The 22,390-nt window shown below is 57.2% G+C and carries 24 protein-coding genes and 1 tRNA gene; 12 read left to right on the top strand and 13 right to left on the bottom strand.

The window, feature by feature from the left end:
• Window positions 1-100 precede the first annotated feature (100 nt).
• Window positions 101-628: a DinB family protein gene (locus tag QF045_RS15750; protein WP_306493015.1), complete on the top strand. Its 528-nt coding sequence runs from the start codon at window positions 101-103 to the stop codon at window positions 626-628.
• Window positions 629-696: 68 nt separating this feature from the next.
• Here QF045_RS15750 and QF045_RS15745 read toward each other — a convergent pair whose 3' ends face one another.
• Both QF045_RS15745 and QF045_RS15740 read right to left on the bottom strand, forming a co-directional pair.
• Window positions 697-888, bottom strand: a complete 192-nt coding sequence (locus QF045_RS15745; protein ID WP_306493014.1) for a DUF2188 domain-containing protein — start codon at window positions 886-888, stop codon at window positions 697-699.
• A 92-nt stretch (window positions 889-980) separates the two neighbouring features.
• The gene (locus QF045_RS15740; protein ID WP_306493013.1) at window positions 981-1,457 is read right to left on the bottom strand and encodes a hypothetical protein; all 477 of its coding nucleotides are present in this window, start codon (window positions 1,455-1,457) and stop codon (window positions 981-983) included.
• Between the two features lie 224 nt (window positions 1,458-1,681).
• On the opposite strand from QF045_RS15740, the gene QF045_RS15735 reads away from it, so the two are divergent.
• The 9 genes from QF045_RS15735 to QF045_RS15695 all read left to right on the top strand — a co-directional run bounded on the left by QF045_RS15735 (window position 1,682) and on the right by QF045_RS15695 (window position 7,629).
• Window positions 1,682-1,768 (top strand) — tRNA-Leu (locus tag QF045_RS15735).
• 250 nt (window positions 1,769-2,018) lie between these two features.
• Entirely contained in the window at window positions 2,019-2,141 is a 123-nt protein-coding gene (locus QF045_RS15730) for a DUF3606 domain-containing protein (protein ID WP_373424447.1), read from the top strand.
• Window positions 2,142-2,251: 110 nt separating this feature from the next.
• Window positions 2,252-2,848, top strand: coding sequence for a nitroreductase (locus tag QF045_RS15725; RefSeq protein WP_306493012.1), 597 nt, complete (start codon window positions 2,252-2,254; stop codon window positions 2,846-2,848).
• A 34-nt stretch (window positions 2,849-2,882) separates the two neighbouring features.
• The gene (gene panB / locus QF045_RS15720) at window positions 2,883-3,695 is read left to right on the top strand and encodes a 3-methyl-2-oxobutanoate hydroxymethyltransferase (protein WP_306493011.1); all 813 of its coding nucleotides are present in this window, start codon (window positions 2,883-2,885) and stop codon (window positions 3,693-3,695) included.
• A 41-nt stretch (window positions 3,696-3,736) separates the two neighbouring features.
• The gene (locus QF045_RS15715) at window positions 3,737-4,144 is read left to right on the top strand and encodes a hypothetical protein (RefSeq protein WP_306493010.1); all 408 of its coding nucleotides are present in this window, start codon (window positions 3,737-3,739) and stop codon (window positions 4,142-4,144) included.
• A gap of 95 nt (window positions 4,145-4,239) precedes the next feature.
• The gene (locus tag QF045_RS15710) at window positions 4,240-4,734 is read left to right on the top strand and encodes a hypothetical protein (RefSeq protein WP_306493009.1); all 495 of its coding nucleotides are present in this window, start codon (window positions 4,240-4,242) and stop codon (window positions 4,732-4,734) included.
• Window positions 4,735-4,759: 25 nt separating this feature from the next.
• The gene (locus tag QF045_RS15705; RefSeq protein WP_306493008.1) at window positions 4,760-5,179 is read left to right on the top strand and encodes a PAS domain S-box protein; all 420 of its coding nucleotides are present in this window, start codon (window positions 4,760-4,762) and stop codon (window positions 5,177-5,179) included.
• Between the two features lie 6 nt (window positions 5,180-5,185).
• On the top strand, window positions 5,186-6,742 hold the full coding sequence (locus tag QF045_RS15700; protein WP_306493007.1) for a sulfite reductase flavoprotein subunit alpha: 1,557 nt from the start codon (window positions 5,186-5,188) through the stop codon (window positions 6,740-6,742).
• 119 nt (window positions 6,743-6,861) lie between these two features.
• Window positions 6,862-7,629, top strand: a complete 768-nt coding sequence (locus QF045_RS15695; RefSeq protein ID WP_306493006.1) for a helix-turn-helix domain-containing protein — start codon at window positions 6,862-6,864, stop codon at window positions 7,627-7,629.
• 8 nt (window positions 7,630-7,637) lie between these two features.
• On the opposite strand, the gene QF045_RS15690 is transcribed toward QF045_RS15695, so the two are convergent.
• The 3 genes from QF045_RS15690 to QF045_RS15680 form a co-directional block, all read right to left on the bottom strand.
• Entirely contained in the window at window positions 7,638-8,954 is a 1,317-nt protein-coding gene (locus QF045_RS15690; protein ID WP_306493005.1) for an OprD family porin, read from the bottom strand.
• A 181-nt stretch (window positions 8,955-9,135) separates the two neighbouring features.
• The gene (locus tag QF045_RS15685) at window positions 9,136-9,642 is read right to left on the bottom strand and encodes a FadR/GntR family transcriptional regulator (RefSeq protein WP_306493004.1); all 507 of its coding nucleotides are present in this window, start codon (window positions 9,640-9,642) and stop codon (window positions 9,136-9,138) included.
• Between the two features lie 65 nt (window positions 9,643-9,707).
• Entirely contained in the window at window positions 9,708-11,885 is a 2,178-nt protein-coding gene (locus tag QF045_RS15680; protein WP_306493003.1) for an FUSC family protein, read from the bottom strand.
• 183 nt (window positions 11,886-12,068) lie between these two features.
• On the opposite strand from QF045_RS15680, the gene QF045_RS15675 reads away from it, so the two are divergent.
• Complete coding sequence (locus QF045_RS15675; protein WP_306493002.1) at window positions 12,069-12,998, top strand: LysR family transcriptional regulator; 930 nt, start codon at window positions 12,069-12,071, stop codon at window positions 12,996-12,998.
• An 11-nt stretch (window positions 12,999-13,009) separates the two neighbouring features.
• Here the strand turns inward: QF045_RS15675 and ispC are convergent, their stop codons facing one another.
• Window positions 13,010-14,215, bottom strand: a complete 1,206-nt coding sequence (gene ispC / locus QF045_RS15670; protein WP_306493001.1) for a 1-deoxy-D-xylulose-5-phosphate reductoisomerase — start codon at window positions 14,213-14,215, stop codon at window positions 13,010-13,012.
• A 279-nt stretch (window positions 14,216-14,494) separates the two neighbouring features.
• Here ispC and QF045_RS15665 point away from each other — a divergent pair, with 279 nt between their 5' ends.
• Window positions 14,495-15,238, top strand: a complete 744-nt coding sequence (locus tag QF045_RS15665; RefSeq protein ID WP_306493000.1) for an SDR family NAD(P)-dependent oxidoreductase — start codon at window positions 14,495-14,497, stop codon at window positions 15,236-15,238.
• Between the two features lie 224 nt (window positions 15,239-15,462).
• Here the strand turns inward: QF045_RS15665 and QF045_RS15660 are convergent, their stop codons facing one another.
• The 7 genes from QF045_RS15660 to QF045_RS15630 all read right to left on the bottom strand — a co-directional run bounded on the left by QF045_RS15660 (window position 15,463) and on the right by QF045_RS15630 (window position 22,318).
• Entirely contained in the window at window positions 15,463-16,512 is a 1,050-nt protein-coding gene (locus QF045_RS15660) for a hypothetical protein (protein WP_306492999.1), read from the bottom strand.
• Between the two features lie 82 nt (window positions 16,513-16,594).
• Entirely contained in the window at window positions 16,595-16,744 is a 150-nt protein-coding gene (locus QF045_RS15655; RefSeq protein ID WP_306492998.1) for a hypothetical protein, read from the bottom strand.
• Between the two features lie 37 nt (window positions 16,745-16,781).
• A complete protein-coding gene (locus QF045_RS15650) occupies window positions 16,782-17,924 on the bottom strand; it encodes a DJ-1/PfpI family protein (protein ID WP_306492997.1) in 1,143 nt (380 codons plus the stop codon).
• Between the two features lie 196 nt (window positions 17,925-18,120).
• A complete protein-coding gene (locus QF045_RS15645) occupies window positions 18,121-18,882 on the bottom strand; it encodes an SDR family oxidoreductase (protein WP_306492996.1) in 762 nt (253 codons plus the stop codon).
• A gap of 207 nt (window positions 18,883-19,089) precedes the next feature.
• On the bottom strand, window positions 19,090-20,289 hold the full coding sequence (locus QF045_RS15640; protein ID WP_306492995.1) for an MFS transporter: 1,200 nt from the start codon (window positions 20,287-20,289) through the stop codon (window positions 19,090-19,092).
• Window positions 20,286-21,296: an LLM class oxidoreductase gene (locus tag QF045_RS15635; protein WP_306492994.1), complete on the bottom strand. Its 1,011-nt coding sequence runs from the start codon at window positions 21,294-21,296 to the stop codon at window positions 20,286-20,288. Before QF045_RS15635 ends, QF045_RS15640 begins: the two co-directional genes overlap by 4 nt.
• Window positions 21,293-22,318, bottom strand: coding sequence for an NAD(P)-dependent alcohol dehydrogenase (locus QF045_RS15630; protein ID WP_306492993.1), 1,026 nt, complete (start codon window positions 22,316-22,318; stop codon window positions 21,293-21,295). The genes QF045_RS15635 and QF045_RS15630 overlap by 4 nt, the downstream gene beginning before the upstream one ends.
• Between the last annotated feature and the right edge of the window lie 72 nt (window positions 22,319-22,390).

Here is a 22,390-nt window from a genome sequence, read left to right as displayed (position 1 = left end):
AGTGGCGTTAATCAACCTTAGTCCGCCCTTGATGGAACACCATGACCGCCGGGCGGGCAAGCTTTATGATGGCGTCACCCTGCCATTGAAGGAGTTACCGGTGAACCGCATTGAGCACATTGCGTTGATGGCCAACTACAACCAGTGGATGAATCGCAAGGTCTACGCGGCCGCCGCCCAGCTGACAGACGCGGCGCTGGCCGCCGACCGACAAGCGTTTTTCGGCTCGATCCTTGGCACCCTGAATCACCTGGCGCTGGGCGACACAGTCTGGCTCAAGCGCTTTGCCGAACACCCGACCGCTTTTTCGGCACTGCTACCCCTGAGCGCCATCGCCACACCCACCGACCTGAGGCAGTTGGCGTTCGCCGACATCCGTGAACTCTCCGCCCATCGCGCCTGGCTGGATCAACTGATCCTCAATTGGACCGACAACCTGCAGGAAACCGATCTGGACCAGCCCTTGCGCTATCACAACATGCGCGGTGCAGCCCAAGAGAAACCCTTCTTCGCCCTGCTGCTGCATTTTTTTAACCACCAGACCCACCATCGCGGCCAGGTGACCACGCTGTTGAGTCAGGCCGGGGTGGACGTGGGTGATACCGACTTGCTGGCGCTGATTGACTAACGCGGCAGCGGTTTCCAGCTGGCGCAAAAATGTGGGAGGACGCTTGCGCCCTCCCACACTCACTTTACTCAATCATCATTGGACACTGGCCCGGCGCGGGCCTTATGTGTTGGCAGCGTGGCGGCATAGGCCAGCGCCTGCTCGCGGGAACTGAGCGACGCCAACCGGTCCTTATGGGTACACACCCGCCACGGACCGTAATTGACCTGCACGACTTCGTACCCATTCAGGTGCAGTTTTTTCAGCGGTGGAGCGCTCATAGTCACCTCCGTTTCCTGAGATTTCCAAGCGTTACACACTCCACCTTACACCCGCTGTCAGCGCAGTGACGACCGTGCGTCGCAGCGATTCATCACTTCACCTTGCTGCTCAACGTGTCCACATTGCGCTTCAAATCATCCAGGCTGCGCTTGAGCCCCTCGATCTCGCTTTTCTGCCGATCGATGGTGCTTTTCTGCTCGTCCAACGCACGCTTGAGGCTGGCAACCTGGCTGTCATTGCTGCTGGTGCTGGAGCCATCCTTGCGTTTGAATTCCTCGAAAGCGCGGTCTTGGCCCTCTACTTTGCTCTTGAGGCTCTGCAATTCGCTGAGGCCAACCTTCTGGGCCTCCTGCAACGCCTCGATATCCCTGACTTTAATACTCGACGGTCTCAACACATATCTATCGTCCCCATCCGTCGAGGCACCGGTCAACACGTCCCCCGTCGACGCCTCGAACTGCCCCCACTTCACCGCAACCCCCGCCTGCGCCGGAGCGATTATCGCAGCGCCCAACAGCCCCACCATGCCTGCAGCGATCATCCAAGACTGCATACGGACCTTGCGCATCAACTGACTCCTTAGCGAACTGCCGGGATGGCATATCGCTATGACTGCCATTTGCAGGACTTGTTCCTGGGCTGGGCCTATATCGTTTGAACAGACGAGAAGGCCGCGTAGACCACTGATCTGACAGGTTTTTTCAGATGAATCTTTGTGCAGGAAAGCGTGCGTCGAGGTTGCGCCGAAGCGCCTTGATCTATATATTCGCACCCCTGCTGCACCGCGCTACCGCCCGAATGGCGAAACTGGTAGACGCATGGGACTTAAAATCCCCCGCTCGTAAGGGCGTCCCGGTTCGATTCCGGGTTCGGGCACCACAGATATCAAGGGCTTGCCGGGGAAACCTGGGCAGGCCCTTATCTTTTCTGTTCCGCAATTTCACAAACTGTTCCGCAATTCCCCCCTCTCCGGCGTCCTGCTGACCGAATTACCACTACCAAAAATCAAGCGAACTACGCACGCATCCCAAGGCTCTATCAGCAGAAGCCTGGACATTTTCCAGGCCAACCCGCATGGAGCTGAATACGTGACGATCTGAACAACCGTGGCCCTCAAGACCGTGCTCGAGTGAACACTTCAGAAGCCTGGGAAGTGAAGCATTGGACGAAGGAATTCGGCGTAACTGAACAGCAGCGTCAAAGACGCGGTGAAATCTCACGACCCCGCCCGAAAGTGGCAGCTTTGAAGTAGTTTTTGACCCAATCCCGCGCATGTAGCTGAGAATGAGTCTACATACTAACGGCGAGTTCAACTGACGCAACGCGGCGCTCTTTCAGGCACCACGTTTCGGGAGATTCGCCATGAGTAGTAACCCTGCTGAATTATCGAAGAATGACGTGTTGGCTGATTTGATGAGTCGACGATCCCATTGGCCACTTCAACTTCCCGCCCCCTCCGACGCAGAGCTGCATGCAGCGTTTGAAGTCGCTATGCGAGCGCCAGACCACGCCAGCCTCCGCCCGTGGCGTTTCATCGTGATTCGCGATGACGCACTCATCAAACTCGGAGAGGTTTTCGCAAGCGCGGCGATCCAACGTAACGCCACCGATGGTGGAAAAAGATCCCAATCGCAGGCATTGGCCGCACCGATGATCATTGCCGTGGGCGCTGCCTGCGCCGCCAATGCCAACGTTCCCATTATTGAACAGGTCATATCGGCAGGAGCTGCTGCCATGAACCTTTTGAATGCACTTCATTTGCTTAAATATGGCGCGTACTGGGCCTCAGGCGACAATGCCTATGACCGCAGCGTGGCAAGTGCCTTGGGACTCAACGGCGAGACAGATCATTTATTAGGTTTTATTTACGTAGGCTCCCCGGTAAACCCCAAACGACAAAAATCGCGTCCCTCGTCCAACGATGTTGTGACGTACTGGACAGGCTCGCTGACACGATAGTCAAACACTCAATACTCAATAAAAGCCGGAACCCATGTCTATCTACTTAAATAATGCACGTATCACTGTTCCTCACATTCGGCAGAGAAAGGGCCATGAAAAAATCGTCTGTTTGACCGCCTATAGCACCCCCATCGCCAGACTTTTAGATCCCCTCGTTGATGTTTTATTAGTGGGCGATTCTGTAGGAATGGTTGTGCATGGTATGCCCACAACAATTGGCGTAACCCTTGAGATGATGATCATGCACGGGCAAGCGGTGGTGCGGGGTGCCACCCGAGCACTGGTTGTTGTCGATCTGCCTTTTGGAAGTTATGAACGTAGCAAAGAGCAGGCGTATGACAACGCCGTCAGGGTCATGCGGGAAACCGGGTGTCACGCGGTCAAGCTCGAGGTGAATGAATACATGGCCGAAACCGTCGAGTTTTTGGTCAAGCGCGGCGTACCGGTGATGGGGCATATCGGCTTGCGACCGCAATCCGTAAACGCTGACGGCGGGTTCAAAATCAAAGGGCGCTTGAAGACCGAGCGAGAACAAATAGTCAAAGAAGCGCACCAACTGGCTGACGCCGGAGCTTTTGCCATAGTTGTCGAAGGCGTTTTAGAAGAGTTGGCACGCGAAATTACCCTAGCGGTTTGCGTGCCTACGATCGGTATTGGTGCTTCCAGAACCTGCGATGGTCAAATACTTGTGGTTGACGACATGCTGGGGCTGTTCGAGCGGACTCCAAAGTTCGTACGAAGCTACGGCACTCTGCGTGAGCATATTCAGCACGCGGTGGCACTGTATGCCTCGGATGTCAAAAGTGGCGCGTTTCCAACTTCAGCCGAGTGCTATCAGTGCTAGTTGAATATTCTTTACTCTGGATAAAGTAATAGAGGGAGTACATGTCAAGAATAATGCGCTGCTGCAATCACTGTTCGCCAATCGAGCTTTATCTACTGAAAGCTATGAGGGGGCTGGCCTTTTCGGATGAAGGGGCGACAAAGGCAGAAGTACATCTTGCAAAGATTGGTATTGAGCAGTGCGAAGCCGTCTTATCTAACCTAGTGGGCTGGCTGCTGACGGAACACACAGGCTTTGTTTTCCATAAACCAAGCTCGGCGTTTCTAAGTGCGGATGAAATGGGCTTGTTAGCCTCATTGGCTCAGGTGACGTGCAAAAGCAGGTCACCTTTTATCGCTCCTACGCCGTCCGCCCTTCATCACTCACTGAGTATTTGTGGCGCACTGTTGTATAAATATAAAATTCAGTTAAAACACCGCCCCTCTCACATTAAACATCTGCACTTATAACCGTAGAAGCCCACTCCTTTGCCTCGCACCACATCTTTGGTCTTGTTGGGCCACGCTAATATCAGTGCCCATTGAGATGTCGAGACATAGTCATAATGACCACGACTCATGTCATTATGACTAGTTACATACATAGTCAATATGACATCAATCAATTTATCGTATTGATTATAGACGAATTTTTTATTGGCACAGTTCGTGAATTGCTTTTATCAAAACCCTCCATCACTGGAACCGCCATGAACCACCACCTTCCCCTTTGCCTTTCCCTGAGCCTGGTTTTTTCCAGCATCGCGCTGGCCGATGAGGTGGTCCGCGAAGTCCCCGATAACACCGCCGGGCGCGGCTATGGCGCGCTCAGCGGCCTGATGGTCGGCGCCGTCGGCGGGCCGATCGGCGCGATTGCGGGGGCCGCAGCCGGTTTTTGGATTGGCCACTCGGTCCAGCAAACCGCCGGACTTTCCGATACCGCTTACGAGATCAAAGACGCGCAAGGCGAACTCAAGATTGTGCGCTCCCCCAATGCGCGTTTTGCCGTGGGCCAGCAGGTGCAGATGGAGGGCATCCGCCTGGTTGCACAACCCGAATAACCACCCCACAACAGGAACAGTTGCTATGAGTACGATTGAAGACAAAATCCTTGGTGCCCTGGAAAACGTCATGGTGATTTCGACCACGGACCTGCAAGGCAATATCACTTACGTCAATGATCTGTTCTGCAAACTGACCGGCTATAGCCGTGAGGAGTTGCTTGGCCAGCCCCACAGCATCGTGCGCCACGAAGCCGTGCCCAAAAGCACCTACAAACAGATGTGGGACACCATTAAGAAAGGCGAAATCTGGACCGGCGTAATCCCCAACGTCGGCAAAAATGGCGGCCTGTACGTCGTGGATACCACTGTGCAACCGGTGTTTGATGCCCAGGGCGAAATTACCGAATACATCAGTATCCGCCGAGTTATCAACGACCTGATGAGCGACTTCGATGGCCTGGAGTTTTCCAAGGAACAATTCGACGACTACTACGACAGGTGAGTGACCATGCCAGGAACAGACGCACGCATCATCATCGGTTACGGCTCTGAGTCCGGCAATGCACTAGGGCTGACGCAACGTTTGTTGCGCCAAGCCTTTTTGCAATCCTTCGAACTCGTGGCGCAAGACCTCAACAGCCTGGACCTCAACACGCTGCGCACGACTGATCGGCTGGTAATTATCTCCAGCTCATTCGGCGACGGTGAGCCGCCGGCCAATGCCGAGCGTTTTCTCGAACAATTGGGCCGAAGCGATAGCCTGGCGCATCTGAATTACGCGATTTTCGGCCTGGGTGACACCGCCTACCCAACTTTCTGCGGATTTACCAAAGCTCTGGATAGACTGCTGCAGGACAAGCACGCTAACGCATTTATCAACCGAGTGGATGCCGACAGCGACTTCGATGACTTCTTCGAGGCTTGGTGCACAGCCTTCAGCGCGGTGCTACGAGGCGACTCACGTGCGGGCACCACCTTGAGCCTTCGGGTCAGCGCTTACGGCGAACGAGCCGCCTTTACTTCACACGTGATCGCTTGCACGCCGCTGAACAAGATTGCGCCCCATGCTTATCATGTACGTCTGGACATCGAGGGCAGCGGTATTCGCTATCGCGCCGGCGATAACCTTTATGTGCTGGCTCCCAACGACCCACAACTGTTGGCCGAAATCGCTCTTTGGCTGGGTGACGACGGTGCTATGCAACAATTGCGCACCAAAGAATTACGCCAACTCAGCAAAGCCGTGCTGCGAGAGCTTGCCCGGCTTTGCCCTCACGACAATTTGAAAAACCTGCTAAAGACCAGCAACCGCAAGGCCTTGGAAGCCTACCTGTACGGCAAGGATCTGCTGGACATAATGATGGACTTCTGCAGCCCCTCCAGCATCACCCTGCCCGCGCTCGTTGAGATGCTGACCGAACGCTTGCCAAGGGCCTATTCCATTGCTTGCCACAGCCATCCGCATCATGTCGACCTATGCTTTCGCGAGGTGACCTATAGCCTGGCCGAGCGCCAACGCATCGGTACCGCCAGCGGCTACCTTGCGCGGGCGCAGTCCAAGGCCGAGGTGCAGATATTCACCCGCAGCAACCCGCGTTTTCACTTGCCCAAAGGCAGCGACTTCCCCTTGGTGCTGATTGGTGCCGGTACGGGTATCGCACCGCTGATAGGTTTACTGGAGCAACGCGAACAAGAAGGAACCGAGTCGCCGGCGTGCCTGTTCTTTGGCGACCGGCGCCGGGCATCGGATTTTCTGTACCAGGAGCGCGTTGAACGCTGGCATTGCCTGGGGGTTTTGGAGCAGGTGTTCACCGCGTTTTCCCGCGACAGCGAACGGCGCTGCTACGTTCAGGACGCCCTCATTGAACACGGCGCCTACCTGTGGCAGCTGTTAGAACAGGGTGCGCACCTGTACCTGTGCGGCAACAAGCACAATCTGGAACACGCCATCGACCAAGCCCTGCTCAGCGTGGCCGGCACGTTCGGCCAACTGGGCACGCCAGCGGCCGAAGACTATATGGCCAAGCTCAACGCCTGTGGGCGGGTTCACAAGGAGCTGTATTAACCACCCAGGCCAATCCGCGGCTTTTTGCCCGCTCCACTGGACGCAACTGACGCAACGCAGTTAAAACTGTGGGGGCGAGAATGCTCGCTCCCACATTTGAATCCTGATAAGGCCCGAGCATGTCAGAAACTCCATCCCCGCCACTCGGCAGCGCTCACGTGCAAGGCCTGGCGCGGGAGTACTCGCCTGGGCAGCGCGAGCCCCATACGCATCAGCAGCACGCGCAAATCATGTACGCCGTCAAAGGCTCGATGACCGTGCTCACCGCCGAGGGGATCTGGGTGCTGCCACCCCAACGCGCGCTGTGGATACCGGCGGGTGTGGCGCATACCTTCAAGCATGCGCGCACGGTGTCGTTGCGCACGGTGTATGTACAAGCCACAACACCGGGTATTCCGGCCTGGGCCCAATGCTCGGTGCTGAATGTCTGCACGCTGATGCGCGAATTGATCCTGGCCTGCGCGCAACTCCCCGGGGAGTACGCCGACAATAGCCGCGAGAGCCGCCTGGGGAGCGTGTTGCTGGACCACTTGGCGCTGCTGCAGCAAGACGCGTTCTACCTGCCCGAACCCACCGATAAACGCGCGGTGCGCGCGGCTAACCTGATTAAGCAGAACCCTAATGATACCCGCCCCATCAAGGACATCGCTTTCCAAGTCGGCGCCAGCGCCCGCACCCTGGAGCGCCTGTTCGCCGACCAGACACGCATGGGCTTCGGCGCCTGGCGGTTGCGCCTGCGTATGATGGTCGCCCTTGAGCATCTGGCCGCAGGGGAAAGTGTCAGCACTACCGCGGCGGCCATCGGCTATGAAAGTTCCAGCAGTTTTATCGCGGTGTTTCGCTCGGTATTTGGTGAAAGCCCGGCCCGGTATTTCGCCCGGCAGTAAACCCAGGCCTACATCAGCGGGATGCTGTAGCTGATGATCAGGCGCGTTTCATCCTTGTCCGCCGTGTCATTCCCCCGCAACACCGCACTGCGCCAAGTAAATCCCAAGCCCTTCAAGGTGCCGTTGGGGATCACATAGTCCAAGCGCAAGTCGCGCTCCCATTCACTGTTGTCGCGACCTGCGGTGCGGATATGGTTACCGTGGATATAGGTCACGCTAGAGCGCAGGCCCGGCACACCCAGGCTGGCAAAATCATAGGCATAACTGCCAACCGTGGCTTGTTCACCGGCGTTGACGAACTTCAGCGACTGCGAGTTGGTGATCAAATAAAGCGAGCGGCCCTGCCCCTGGTTGATATGCGGGAAGTCACTTTCACCAGTGGTCTTTTGGTAGCCCAGGCTCAGCGAGTGCCCACTCAAGCCGTAGGTAAACATCGCGCTCCACAGGTGGTTATCGACCTTGCCCGCATTGACACCGGGCGCGTAGTAACCCGAGCTGACATAGCCTTCGCCACGCCCGGCAGCGCTGCCATTCTTGCCATCAGCGGTGCTGTAGAAGTAGCGCAGGTCGCTCTTGAACTGCCCCACCGGCAACTGCCAGTTATGCACCAGACCAAGGAAGTGCTGCTGGTAGAAATTCTCCAGGCTGGCGTAGTAGTACTGCAACTGCAGTTGTTTGGTCACGGCGTAGTCCACACCGCCATAGTAGAACTGGTTGCTGTCCTTGCCCTTTTTCGGATCGTTGGCGCCGGCAATCGACATGCCCTGGCCATTGCTGGAATTACGATCCAGCACCTGTTCGAGCTTGCCGGCGACCAGATTGAAATCCTTGAAGTCCTTGGAGTCCACCTGATAACCACGAAAGGTCTGGGGCAGCAGGCGACCGTCTTCGGTGGTCAGCACGGGCAGCTTGGGCATCATGCTGCCGACTTTCAGTTGGGTCTGGGCAATACGCATCTTGCCGGTGACGCCGGTTTTGCTGAAGTCGTGCGCGGCCTTGCCATCATCCAGCGCAAACACGCTGCCGGGGGTATTGTCTTCACCGACCTTGCCCGCACGACCCGAGGCGTCCAGGCGCAGGCCGTACATTTGCTGCAGATCCAGACCCAGGCCAACCGTACCCTCGGTGAAACCGGACTGGTAGTTGAACATGAACGCCTGGCCCCATTCCTTGTCCGACGCGGCCTTGGCGTTGCGAATGTCGTTGTTGTAATAGAAATTGCGCAGGTCGAGGCTGGCTTTGCTGTCATCGATAAAACCGGATGCGACAGCCTGCTGCGCAGCGCCCAGGGAGACGGCGAGCGCCAAGCGAGTAGTGTGTTTCATGAAGGCTCCGAGAAGTGATTGAGACGGACCCGTCGTGCCCCTGCCCTGTTCTTGTTGTCGACCGGGAGATGATGTAGTCGACGGGTACGCGCACGGTATCGAGGCGGGCTGACGGGAAACAGCCACTAAAACTGCCAATCACTTTTTCAGCCTCTGTAACAAACCAAGCGTGGCAGCCGCTCTAGGACGAGGGCTCTTGCTGCAATCGATGGTCACGCTGCGACAACCAGCCGAGCTTCTCCATCATGGGGTCGAACATCGCGCGCACCGCACACACCGCCGCTTCTTCATCACCATATATGATCGCCTGCACCACCTGCGCATGGGCCTCAAGGCCCGGCTCGTAGAGTTCGTGATCGGCGAAAATCGCCAGGTAGTGGCTGTGAAACGAGGCGCTGAAAGAGCGGTATATCGTCTGCAGCACCAGGTTGTGCGAAGCCATAGCCACGGCGCTATGCAGTGCCTGGTCGCGATCGATGAAATCATCCAGTGCATCACCCTCCGTGTATTCGCCTCGCACGGCAAGCGTGCGCCACAGCCGGTGAATATCCTCAAGGGTGCGACGCCGCGCAGCAAGGCGTGCGGTCTCCACTTCCAGCAGATACTGCGCTTCCAGATGGTCGCGGATGGCAATGCGCTTCTGGATGATTGGGGCAAGCCGAGTGTGATCGCTGAGCGGGCTGAACATAGGTTGCCTCCTAAAGCCGTGAGTATGGCGATCGATTTTCATCGGCACTCGCGGGCTCACGCCAATCAGTGGTGCAAACCCGCCAAATTGTATTCGGCCAACGGCGAATGAGGGTCCAGCAACGAGGTGCGGATGAAGTGCAGATAGCTTTCAACACGGCGCAAGGCAGACGTTTCAAAGTGAGCGTCAAAAGGCTCCTCTGTGCGTTGCACGGTATGCACCGCCTTTTCAACCGCCGCCAACGCACGCTGCCACTGTTTGGGCCCCGGCCTGACGAATAGGCGAATCAACGCCCGCCCCATGGCGCGCACCGCCTGACGCCAGGGCATCGCCTCGGCGTAGCATGCCAGGGCCGGTAACTGCGACTGTTCGCGGCGCAATTCGACGATTGCATGCCCCACCTCCAGGACCACAAATGTCCAACGCAGCAGTCGCTGTTGCACTTGCGGCTGGCCGACCGACAACCCATGGGCCTGGTTGAGCAAATCACGTGTACCGCTTTCGAAACCCGAGCCCAGCGCAGGTAATGGCGCGCTAATAGCAAACACCACACGCCGGCGCAAATCCTGCTCCAGGCGGCGCCATAACCAGGGGCTGTTGGGCGGCAGGATAATCGCGCCCGCCGCCGCGCAGACCAGCATGCCAAAGACCATGGCGAGGTAGTCATTGATCAAACCATACGGGTTGTAGACCGTAAAATTGGCCGGGATGGAACTGGTGCCGAAAAACACCAACATGCCCAGGCCGTAGCCAGCCCATTGCGGCCTCGCCAGCCAAAAGGAACCGAGCATGATCACCGGTGCAATCACCATGCACAGCAAAGGAAATCCATCGATTTGTGGGTAGACAAAAAACACCTCGAACACGCCGATTGCCGCCGCCATAACCGTACCGCAGGCAATCTGAAACGACATGCGCCGAGGATTAGGGGAAAACGCCGACAAGCCCACCGTGAGCGCCGACACCAAGGTCATCGCTGCGCCACTGGGCCAACTGGTAGCGATCCACAGGCTGCACAGTACCAGCAGTACCGTCGCTGCACGCAGGCCGGCCGCCAGCGCGGCGAGCCAATTGGTCTGAGGTTGAAACGGCTCAGCCCAACGCTCGCGCGCGTGGTTGTGATCGGTTAACGAGGCATGGGTCTGGGCGTAGCTATGCAGTTCCTCGACAAAGCGATAGAGCAGTTCGCAGGCTGTGTGAAAGTCCAGAAGGTCGTCGGTATCCGGCTGCGCCAGCAGCAGTCCGGCCCGCAGATGCCGGATCTGGCTCGGCATCCCGTGCTTGTATCCTTCCAGGCTGGCCGCAAGATACGCCGCATCAAGGTCAGTGAGGACTTGCCCGTCGAACGGCTCAAGCACATCGACCAAGCAGGTCAATGCGGGGCGCAACGTCTCAATTACGTCGGTAGCGCCACGTATCTGCATACGACCCAATAGTTGATGTAGGGCATTGAAGCGCGTGGTGATGGCCATGAACTCCACGTTGAGGCGGTCAAGGCGCCCCCTGCGCCGACGCATAGAAGGGTCTTCAAACAGACTGACGCTGCGTAGCCCTTCCAAGCCCACCGCTTCGGCGATGAAGCGCAAGTTGGTGGCCTCGAAGGCGGCCTGGTCGCGGGTCTCGCGCAGCCCACCCACCACAAACCCGGCAAAGCGGCCAAAGCGTTGATACAGGGTGTTGCGCATGGCAGCACCGGCAGTATTGGGCAGCAGCGTGGCACTGACCATCGTTGCGCAAAGCACCCCCAACGTGATCTCCAGCACCCGCCATACCCCGGCCATAAATACCTGCTCGGGATGCCCCACCACTGGCAAGCCGACCATCACCGCCGTGTACCCAGCCAATACAAACCCATAGGCGCGAAAGTGCCGATTGCGGGCCGCGCCGGTCGAACACAGGCCCACCCACAGGGTAAGCCCGGCCACAAATAGCTCGGTATTCTGCGCGAACAGTGCCATCAACAGCACCATGAACGATGACCCTACCAGGGTGCCGATAACCCGGTAGACGCTTTTGGCCAGGACATGCCCGCTGTACGGCTGCATCACGATAAATACCGTGGTGATGGCGGTACTGGGTTGTGGCAGTTCCAAGCGCATCGCCAACCACAACGTGAGATAGGAAGCGATCAGAACCTTGAACAGGTAGATCCACATCACCCCATCGGTACGCGCCCATTCCATGAAGCCCCGTCGCCAAGGCAGCCCGAACAGCCAGCGTGAAAATACAATGGGTGGTGGCATGGAACAGGACTCCCGGCAAGCTGACTGGTACACAAGGCGGGCGACTCTAGGCAGTTGTGACCTTGGCGCAAAGTCACCAAAACCGTGAATAACTGTTACGTAAAGCTCGACAATAAATAGCGTTTACAGGCGTCGGTAACTTCATGTCACACTGACTAGGACGTTATCTCCTGGTAGACCCTGATGGACATTTTGCAGAACATGCGCATCTTTCGTTGCGTGGCTGAAGCAGGCAGTTTTACCGGCGCGGCAGTACGGTTGAGCACCAACACCACCCACGTATCGCGCTCTATTTCCAACCTGGAAACTCACCTGCGTACACGGTTGTTCAATCGCACCACACGACGTATAGCTCTCACCGAATCAGGCCAACGCTACCTGGTGCGCTGCGAGCAGATCCTGCACTCGATCGAAGAAGCCGAAGTGGAGGCCGGCGACGCCCATACCCGCCCGATCGGCCAGCTCAAGGTTCATTCGATGACCGGGATCGGCCAGCACTACGTGGTGGATGCAATCGCCCGTTACCGTCAGCATTACCCGGATGTGACCTTCAACCTGAGCATGAGCAACCGCACCCCCGACTTGGTCCACGAAGGGTTCGACGTATCGATCGTGTTGGCCATCGACCTGCCCGACTCCAGCCATGTCTCGCAGAAACTCGGGACTACCTACAGCATTGTTTGCGCCTCGCCCACCTACGTGAAAAACCACGGCACCGCCAAGCTCCCAAGAGAGTTACTCGACCACGCCTGCCTGCGCCTGGTCAGCCCGGTGATTCCCCTGGAGGAGTGGACGTTCGATGGCCCCAACGGCAAAGAGAGCGTCACCATCACCCACTCACCGTTCCTGGTGGACTCCGTCGACGCCATGAAGGCGGCCATCAGCAACGACATGGGCGTTGGCATCCTGCCGGTGCATGCGGCGATCAAAGGGCTGCGCAGCGGCAGCCTAGTGCGCGTGCTGCCCGAGTACCGCCTGGAGGAACTGAGTCTCTACGCCATCTACCCCTCGCGGCATTACCTCGATGCCAAAATCAAAACCTGGGTGGAATATCTGCGCAGTTCCTTGCCGGAAGTGCTCGCCGACCACAAAGCGGTACTCAGGTTGGCATAACCTGATCCGCCTTACGTGCGCCGCTTGAGCCAGTGCAAAGCGCGCTCGCGCGCGCAGGCATCGGCTTCCAGTACACCGTACAGATCCTTCACCTGCCCCACCGACTCTTTGTCCAATACATGCTCGATGCACTCGGCGATCTGCGTAAAGCCGATGCGTCTTTCCAGAAAGGCTTGTACCGCCATCTCATTGGCGGCATTCAACAACGCCGGCGCCGTACCCCCCATCTGCGCTACCTGGCGGGCCAGGCTAAGGCACGGAAAACGTATTTCGTCCGGCACTTCGAAATCCAGACGCGCCACCTCAAACAGATTTAACGGCGCCACGCCTGAATCAATGCGCAGCGGCCAGGCAAGTGCATGGCTGATTGGAGTGCGCATATCCGGGTTGCCCAGTTGCGCGAGTACGGAACCATCGATGTAATCCACCAGAGAATGCACCACGCTCTGCGGGTGAATCACCACCTCGACCTGCGACGGCCTGGCGTTGAATAGCCAACAGGCCTCGATCAATTCCAGGCCCTTATTCATCAACGTCGCGGAGTCCACCGAAATCTTGCGCCCCATGGACCATTTAGGGTGCGCGCACGCCTGCTCCGGCGTCACATCGTGCAATTGGTTCAACGGCGTTTGCCGAAATGGCCCACCCGACCCCGTCAGCAAAATCCTCCGCACACCTGCACTGGCCAAGCTGCCAGGTGAATGGGATGGCAGGCACTGGAAAATCGCATTGTGTTCGCTGTCAATGGGCAGCAGCACTGCGCCGCTGCGGTGTACCGCCTGCATGAACAAGGCGCCGGACATCACCAGTGCCTCCTTGTTGGCGAGCAGGATTTTCTTTCCCGCCTCTACGGCAGCCATCGTTGCGTTCAACCCGGCGGCGCCGACAATCGCCGCCACTACCGTGTCGACCTCACGATGGCTGGCGATAAATTTAAGGCCACTTTCGCCGCCGATCACTTGGGTGTGCGATCCCGAAAGCGCCAGGTCACGTTGCAGGGTTTTGACGCCCTGCGGCGTCGGCACTACCGCATAGTCCGGTTCATGCAGCAGGCACAGCTCCTTTAGGCGCTGCAACTGGTTGTAGCCGCTCAAGGCGAAAACCTTATAGCGGGTGGGATGACGGACGATTACGTCCAGCACGTTGAGTCCCACCGAACCCGTGGCGCCGAGGATGCTGATGGTTTGGCAGTGTGTTTCGGTTGTGATGGATGACATGGGCAGTACAGGCTCAAGAAAAAACAAGCCACCATTAACCAAGGATTGGCCGCTGCTCGTCATCGCGATGCCGCCAATAACTGTCGTGATACTGACAACCCTAAAAAACCAAAGCCAAGGCATTCAGGTCATAACGACTACATCAGGTCATTTTGACTAATAGCTGCGCCTTGTCATATCGACCACATACAACCCATCTATCTGATTTTTAAGGGGTTTATACTTGGCATAAGTTTTGATCTATAGGCGATACGTCTTCGAAACCATAGAGAGATCATTATGAGCAATGAATTCAACCATCGCCTTGCCGTAGTCACTGGGGCCAGTACGGGAATCGGCTTGGCAGTGACCCAATGCTTGCTCGAACGTGGTTCACAGGTGGTAGCCATGTCTCGCCGGGTGGGCGAGCTGGGTACGTTGGCCGAGCGCTTTGGCGAGCAATTATTCTGGCTGCCTGGGGATGTGACCGAGGCTAAGGATCAGGCGCGCCTGGCACAGTTGGCCGCTTCCATCGGCCCGGTGGATTTTTTAGTGCCGAATGCCGGGATCGCCGAGTTGGCTGACGGCCTAGACATTCACGCGTTCGACCGACAATGGGCGGTCAATGGAGCTGCTGCGCTTAACACGTTGCACGGCCTGCGCGGACAGTTGGCCGCCCAGTCGTCGGTGGTATTTATCGGCACCTTTCTGGAGCAAGTTACCTTTCCAGGGCTGGCCGCATACATAGCTTCAAAGGCAGCCTTGCGTGCCCAGGTACGTACCTTGGCGGTGGAATTGGCACCTCATGGGATTCGCTTGAACATGGTTTCCCCCGGCCCGACCGCAACGCCCATCTGGAGCACGCTGGGGCTCACCGATGAAGCACTGGGAGGCGTCGCCAAGACCGTAAACCAACGGTTGCTGGATGGTCAATTCCTTGATCCGGGTGCTGTGGCGGATGTGATCCTGTTCCAATTGAGTCAGGGCGCACGCAGTGTGTTCGGCCAGGACTGGGTGGTCGATGGCGGTTACACCCTGCGCTGATCACGCCGACGCAGACCTGGCCTACGGGTCTGCGTGCTCTGTCAAAAGCCTTGCCCAGGATGGCGGCGTCCATTGAAGACTGGAGCCGCTAACAAGGCAAAATCCGGGCTCAAGCCGATATACCAGACGACTCCGGTGATGTGACCTCTCGGCTCTGGCACTTTGAACGGTTGGTCAACATGGTGGGCGCCGACAACGCGGCGCCGTTGCGAACGGTAAAATGACTATACGCGGGCGCCCAACATGCCCGCCGTAATAACAGCCGTCACCAGACCGCCAATGATGATCGCAGTCCATGTCGATGCACCGTACACGGCGGGCCGAACATGATGGTTACGCATCACCACCCGCATCCCGCACGCAAGGTGGGCAATCAAGAAAAATACGGCGAGGGAATAATGCGGCAGCAAACGGATACTCCACGCATCGGCTACCAAGCCAACCGGGTCTCCAACAGCCCACCTGTAGTCTGTCTCCGTGCCAAAATAACGCGCCAACGTGAACACCGAGTTGATATGTGACGCAATAAACAAGGTCAGGTACGCACCCGAAGCTGTCTGCAACGCATCCAGCAAATCGGCGCGGCTGATGGTTTTGGGCCTTATCAGCACCAACCCACTCAAGAGTTGAAAGAAAAACGCAAGGATGATGATGGGCTCCAGTATCGCGTTACGGTAAACCACCCTCAGTACGTCCATTACCGTGCGATGCACATCGGCACCGAACACGCCCAATAAATGGTTGAACAAATGCGGGGCCAGAAACACCAGCATGATCGCTAACGAGGAGATGCCATGTGCAACACGGAGGCGCCGATAAGCATTGTTAGAGGTTGGGAAGTTGATGATCGGACGCGTGGAGGAATGCATCGTGAAGTATCCGGTGAGCGCTAACCAAAGCCCGGACCAGACGGCGATATCGTGGCCATAGATCTTCATCAGGTACAGCAAGACACCTAATAAGGTAAAAGCGGGAGGTACCGCAACTGCCAGGCAAGCCAAGCGTCTGGCCAACACCAGGCGACCACTGATCAGCGGTTGTGCACCGGTAACGTAGACGCAAACAAACGCGGTCAGCGGCACCGCGTAAGCCGTAAGCATCCACCCCACAGTAACTAGGGAGCCAGCCCCTGCAACGTGCGCCTGGTTACTCCATAAAAGCGCCCAGGGGTAATAAAGCGCCGCGGCAAAAGGCAGCAGCCATAACCATTCGAACACCACGCTGGCTGGTTGGGTTTCAATCGAATTCCGGGCAGCCGGGGTCGCCGTTAACATAATGAGTTTCCGTTGAATTTAAGAAATTGAATAGCGGGCCTGGACGACTATCGCCACAATCAGACGGCCGATTAAAAAGGTATTAACTCAGCGCACTACGCCCTGGTTCCAGCGCTGCGGGTTTAAAGGCATCCGCCAGTTCCACATCGTTGAACAGCTGCGTGTAGGGAAAAGACCGCTGGGTGAACTCACGGGCCGCCTTGCTAAAACTCTCACTGCCGGCAACCTTCATAAAAACATCCCCCGGCAAAGTTTTTACCTATCGACATTCAAGACCCCTCCAAACCTGAGCGCGCGTTTTTTGACCTCGCCGGGTACTCCATGACACGAGCAGCCTGCGCTGCCGCTGCTGGTCCGTATTCTCTGGAAATGGTATCCAGGGCCGTGTCCAGCGCTTGCGCCGAGGGCAGAGATGCCGGCTCAACATTCGCGCCGAGAATCACAACTTGCTTATCAGGCACGACCAACAAGTTGTGGCGGGTTTTGACTGGCTTCGTGTTGCCGGAGACAGAAACAACCTGTACTGCCCCGCTGTGTGAGTAAGCTTCAGCCCTCAGCGCCAAGGCGACTTCATCCATGCCTACGCTGAGTGGAATGTTCATATGCGTGGGCGCTTTCTGTTGTACTCGCCACGCCAGGGACGGATCGTCGCTGGCCTGCTGGAATGCATCGCTGCTGTGCTTGGAACTCCAGTCAGTCAGGCCCAGCTGGTTAGCCAGGGCATTGGCTTTTTCTTCCCCAGCAATCGCCTGGACTAAGGCGATCGAGACCGGTAAGGACGCACTGATGCCTGCGCTGGAAATGATTTTTCCATCCGCCACGTACCGTATGTTTTTTTGCCACAACACGTCTGGAAAGTCTGCCGCCCGAGTTTTCTCGCTGGCCCAATGCGCCGTGGCACGATGCCCCTTCATCAAACCGGTAGCGGCCAGGGTGATGGCCCCATTACAGATACTGACCAGGCTGCCGCCCTTGCCGGATTGCGCCGTCAGCCACGTGATCAATCTGGCATTGTTCTTATCGCGTATGGCTGGCACAACAACGTAGTCCGCACCTTGAGGAAACAGTTCATCGAACTGCTGGAGGGTGTGCTGCGCCTGTAGCTTCAGCGCAGGAAGCATCTGCAGTGTCCCTGCCTCGGTCGACACACTCACCACCGTCGCCACGCCGGATGCGGAAAGCACGCCATAAGGAATGACAAAATCGGTGAGTTCGGTTCCGCTGTTGTCACCCACCACCGCGATAACCGGCTGTAAACGGCCAAAACGTTGTTGATACGGATCAATGGTTTCGCGGGTCGTATTACCTGCCGCGTCTACAACAACCGCGGGAGACACAGCAGACGCCGTGCACGAAATTAACAGCGTACTTAAAAGTGCGAGGGGTACGAAAAATCGGTGATAGGCGTACATGGAGTTGAATTCACTTGATGGGTATTCACTATGGCCGCAACTTAAAATGCTTGAAGGTCATCAGCCACCGGAAAGGCTCATGGGATAATCATCGCGGGTAAGCAATTACGCTACCTAAGAACCCACTGAAGTCCCAGCTCCAATCGTGTTGTTTTTCTGCACGCCATTGGCTTACAGGCGACTTGTTTGAAGCGTGTTAGAGGTCGCTTAACCATTCACGCCAAGAGGTGCCGCCCTTCTCACCGGCGACACTCCCCAATCTCTCGATAGCCCTGATTGAACGCAAGCGAGGTGCTGATATGCGCACTTTTGCCGTATGACGTGATTTCATCCAATCAGCGGTGAGCGTGTTCTGGTCAATTATTTCCGGCCCCGCCACATCGGGTGTTCGCCCATGGTGGCGGTTCAGCGCATGCGTCACCAGCCGCTGAGCGATAAATGACGGATCAACTGGCTGCAACGTCATTTTCGGTACCATCAAAAACGGCCCCAGCGTCAACCGTTTGAGCAGGTGACTCACGAAGGGATGGAAGGGCGTAGCGCGTGTGATCGTATAACCGACGCCCGCCCGGGCAAGGCGCTGCTCGCACTCCAGCTTGACGCGATAGTATTCATAGTCGTCAGCGGCTTGTTCAATACCGGCGATGCTGATGTAGACGATATGGCGCCCCTTTTCCCGCGCCACCTTTATCAAATTTTCCAGAGCGCCGACGTCTTCGCGTGGTTTCGACGGGTTTGAAGCGCAATGAATGACGCAGGTGGTTTCACTCAATGCAGCATCCAGCCCCTCACCGGTAAGTAAATCGACCTTGAGCCAGTGGCTTCTGTACCCCATTGGTTTTGATTGCCGCCCACACCCGATGACATTCACTTTGCGTGAAACAAGGTGATCAACTACGGCAGTGCCAAGCACACCGCTTGCACCCGTCACCAGAATGCGTTCTCTACTCCATAGCATCACGCGTCGCCTTTTTAACGTCAGGGCACTAATCTATTTGCCCCGTTCGTGACGCACCTTAGTGCATCTCACCCGCAAAAATGAATTTCCAATTATCACTATTACAGACAGTCCAATACACCGGCTCGACTGGCTACGTGTAGTCTCTAACTCTACGTGCACGCTGACTCATTAACTGAGCCTATGCTGCTTGTGTGTTATCGGGTTCTATTTGCTGTGGCTGTATGTCCGACTCAAGTGTTCGACCGGGCTCGCGTAAAACAGCGCCTTCAAGGCGATCAGCGCCAACGATAAACCCGCAAACAACAAACCGCACCAGATGGCCCCCCCCATGCCGAGCGCCTTGATGAACAACCCTCCGGCCGACGAGCCAAACACTACGCCGGCATTCGCAGATGAAACATACAGACTGGTTGCAAACTCATGGGCGTCAGGCGCCGCAGACGTCAACCACATTTGAGTGATCACCAGTCCGCTCGTGTGAGCCGCGCCCCAGAGCAGCACAATCACCGTCATCGAGGCCAAGGACGCGCTGCCTGAGGCCAGCAAAATCAAGTAGGACGCAGCCAGTACGATGGGATAGACAATGGCGGTTACCAACAGATGCCCGCCGAGCAAGCGCCCCACCATCAGGTTCGCTGCCACCCCGCCAATCCCGAATATGACCAGCATTACGCTGATGGTCTGCCCGTCCATACCGTTTTGAGTCTTGAGATATTCGGCGGCGTAGCTGTAAACCGAAAACATCGCGGCGAACACCAGAATGGTTGCGCCGATCGCCAGCCACATCGCCGGGCTGCGCAACACCGAGAGCTGCCTGCCGAAGCTCATGCGGTCGGCACGTACGTGATGCGGCAACTTGAACAGCAAACCCAAGCCGGCCAGTGCGGTGACGATGGCACAAAAGAAGAACGAGGCTTCATAGGAAATGCTCGCGCCCACCCAAGTTGTCAATGGAACGCCGATGACCAGGCCAAGTGTCGTCCCCACGACAGCCAGAGCCGTCGCATGCCCTGCCCGCGCTTTCGGATAAAGCGAAACTGCGGTGGAAAATGCCGCCGCAAAGAATACCGGATGAAGCATTGCCGGGACGACACGCAGTACCATCAACGTGGTGAAATTGGGCGCGAACGCTGACAGCACACTGCAGAAGGAAAACCCGAACAGCGCCACGATCAGCACTTTTTTACGGTCGAATCGAGAAGAAAACAGCACCAGAAACGGCCCCAGCACTGCCACGATCAGGGCAAACAAGCCCATCAAAAAACCCGCATGCGAAACGCTGACTTCAAACCGAGCAACAATCATCGGCAAGATACCGACGACGCCGAACTCCAGCGTATAAAGCCCAAACAAACCCAGAATGATGTAGGGCATGGATTTAGCCGACAGGGTCGATGCACTCATGACGGCGCTCCCACCGTGTGTGACGGGAATTGCGGCAGGATGTATTCGGCAAGCTCATCCAGAATCTCGGTAACAGGCCGCCGCGTCTGTTTCATATTGAGCACCACGTGGCTCACCCCGGCGTGTTCCTGTTCGCCCCATAACGCTATCAGCGCGTGGCGACCTCCACGCAATACCCGGCCAGGTTGGATAGGCGCGTCCGGGTCCTCGGCCAAATCAAACCAGGTGGCATAACCATAGGGTTTGAATGGCATACCGGTCGTTGCTTGTCGCCAGGTGGGCACGATATCGGTCATGCGCCGGGCATCCATACCGTGCCAGATCCACGCATCCATATTGGCCGCAATCCAGTCAATCGCCTGGCCCGAGCGGCCAATAGCGACCGCTGGCAGGCGTTGGCCGACCGGCTTCGGGATCAGATCCAGTGTGCCGCTCAACTCGCCATAAAACTCGCTGCGCCAGTGTGGAAATTCATTGTCGACCGCCGCTCGGATCATTGCGTAGGCATCCCGGTAACGTTCTGCACGGTTCTCGAAGGCCACACCAAACGCCGGGAATTCTTCCGGTCTGTCTCCACCTGAAAGGCCTAGCAGAAAACGCCCACCGACTAACTGATCGACACTGGTCGACTGCTTCGCAACGATCAATGGGTCGCGCAATGGCAGGACAACCCCGGCACTGCCAATTGCGATTTGGCGGGTATGCGCAGCCAGAAATCCCGCATACACCATCGGATCAATAATCTGGCCCACATCACCAAAGCTGGGATCATAGAAGGGCACGTCGCGCAGCCAGAGTGCAGCAATCCCGATTCCGTCCGCCTTGCGCACCATTTCCACGTGATTGGCGAGTGTAGGCGAAGGGCTGTCAGGGTAGCCCTCCAGAGGTGCGATGAGCCCCAGCGTGAGCTTGCCGGGCTGGAAAACCCGGCCAAAGCCTCGATGGGTTGCAAGGTCGTCAGGCAACGCACCCGCGTTGTATGCCCCGGATAAGCCATTAGGGGTCATGAGCGGTTAACCTCGATCACTACTTTGCCGAACGAGCCACGCTTGAGATGAGCGAAGGCTTGCGGGACTTCGGCGAAGGAATAGGTGTAATCGATGACCGGCTTGATCAAGTGCTGATCAATCATGCGAACCAGGTCCTCAAGTGCCCGGCGAGGGCCGACCGAAATACCGGTTATCGAAGCCCGGCTGCCCAGTAAGGCGAGGACAGGCGCAGTGAACGTATCGGATTCAAGCAGCCCTATCACGGATATGCGGCCACCGTTCACCACCGCTTCAAGTGAACGTCGTACATTATCGCCGCCGGCCATCTCCAGGACATGATCAGCACCGCTGCCCCCCGTCAGCTCAAGCACGGCCGCTTGCCATTCCGGCACGCGGCTGCGATTGATCCCGTGAGTGGCGCCGAGCTTGATAGCGCGTTCGATTTTTTCATCGCAGCTGCTGGTAATAATCACTGTTGCGCCGCAGGCGGCCGCCAATTGCACCGCAAACAATGAGACACCTCCGGTGCCTTGAACCACCACCGTCTGGCCGGCGTGCACATGCCCCAATTCGATAAGCGCCATCCAGGCGGTTAGCGCGGCAATCGGCAGGGTGCTGGCCTGCACTGGCGTCAACGATTTTGGCGCGCGCACGCACCACTCGGCAGGTGTTGCCACGTACTCAGCCAGCATGCCGGGTATCGGACCACCCTGGGTGGGCGCATCGGCCCAGGAAAGCGGAGCACCGTCGACCCATCCGGTAATGCAGATAGAAATGACCTCGTCGCCTACGGCAAACCGGGTGACGCCCTCACCCACCGCGACTACCGTGCCCGCCATATCCGACGCGGGCGTGAAGGGAAACGCCAAGGGCACGCCCATACCGTTTTCCGCAACTTCACCATCCCGGTAATTCAATGACACGGCCTGCACCTTTACCAATACCTCGCCGGCTTTGGGTGCAGGACGCGGCACCGACGCGAGCGTCAGTTTTTTCAGGCCCAGAGAGGGGATTTCCCAACGGTTGATCATGGCGGACATGGTGATTCCTCGGTAAGACAACGTGCCGATAGGATATGAAAAGCCATGGGGTGGATTAAGTAGGCAGGAGTT

Origin of the sequence: Pseudomonas sp. W4I3, from assembly GCF_030816195.1 — a bacterium.
GTDB lineage: Bacteria > Pseudomonadota > Gammaproteobacteria > Pseudomonadales > Pseudomonadaceae > Aquipseudomonas.
This window is presented reverse-complemented; position numbering and strand designations above follow the sequence as displayed.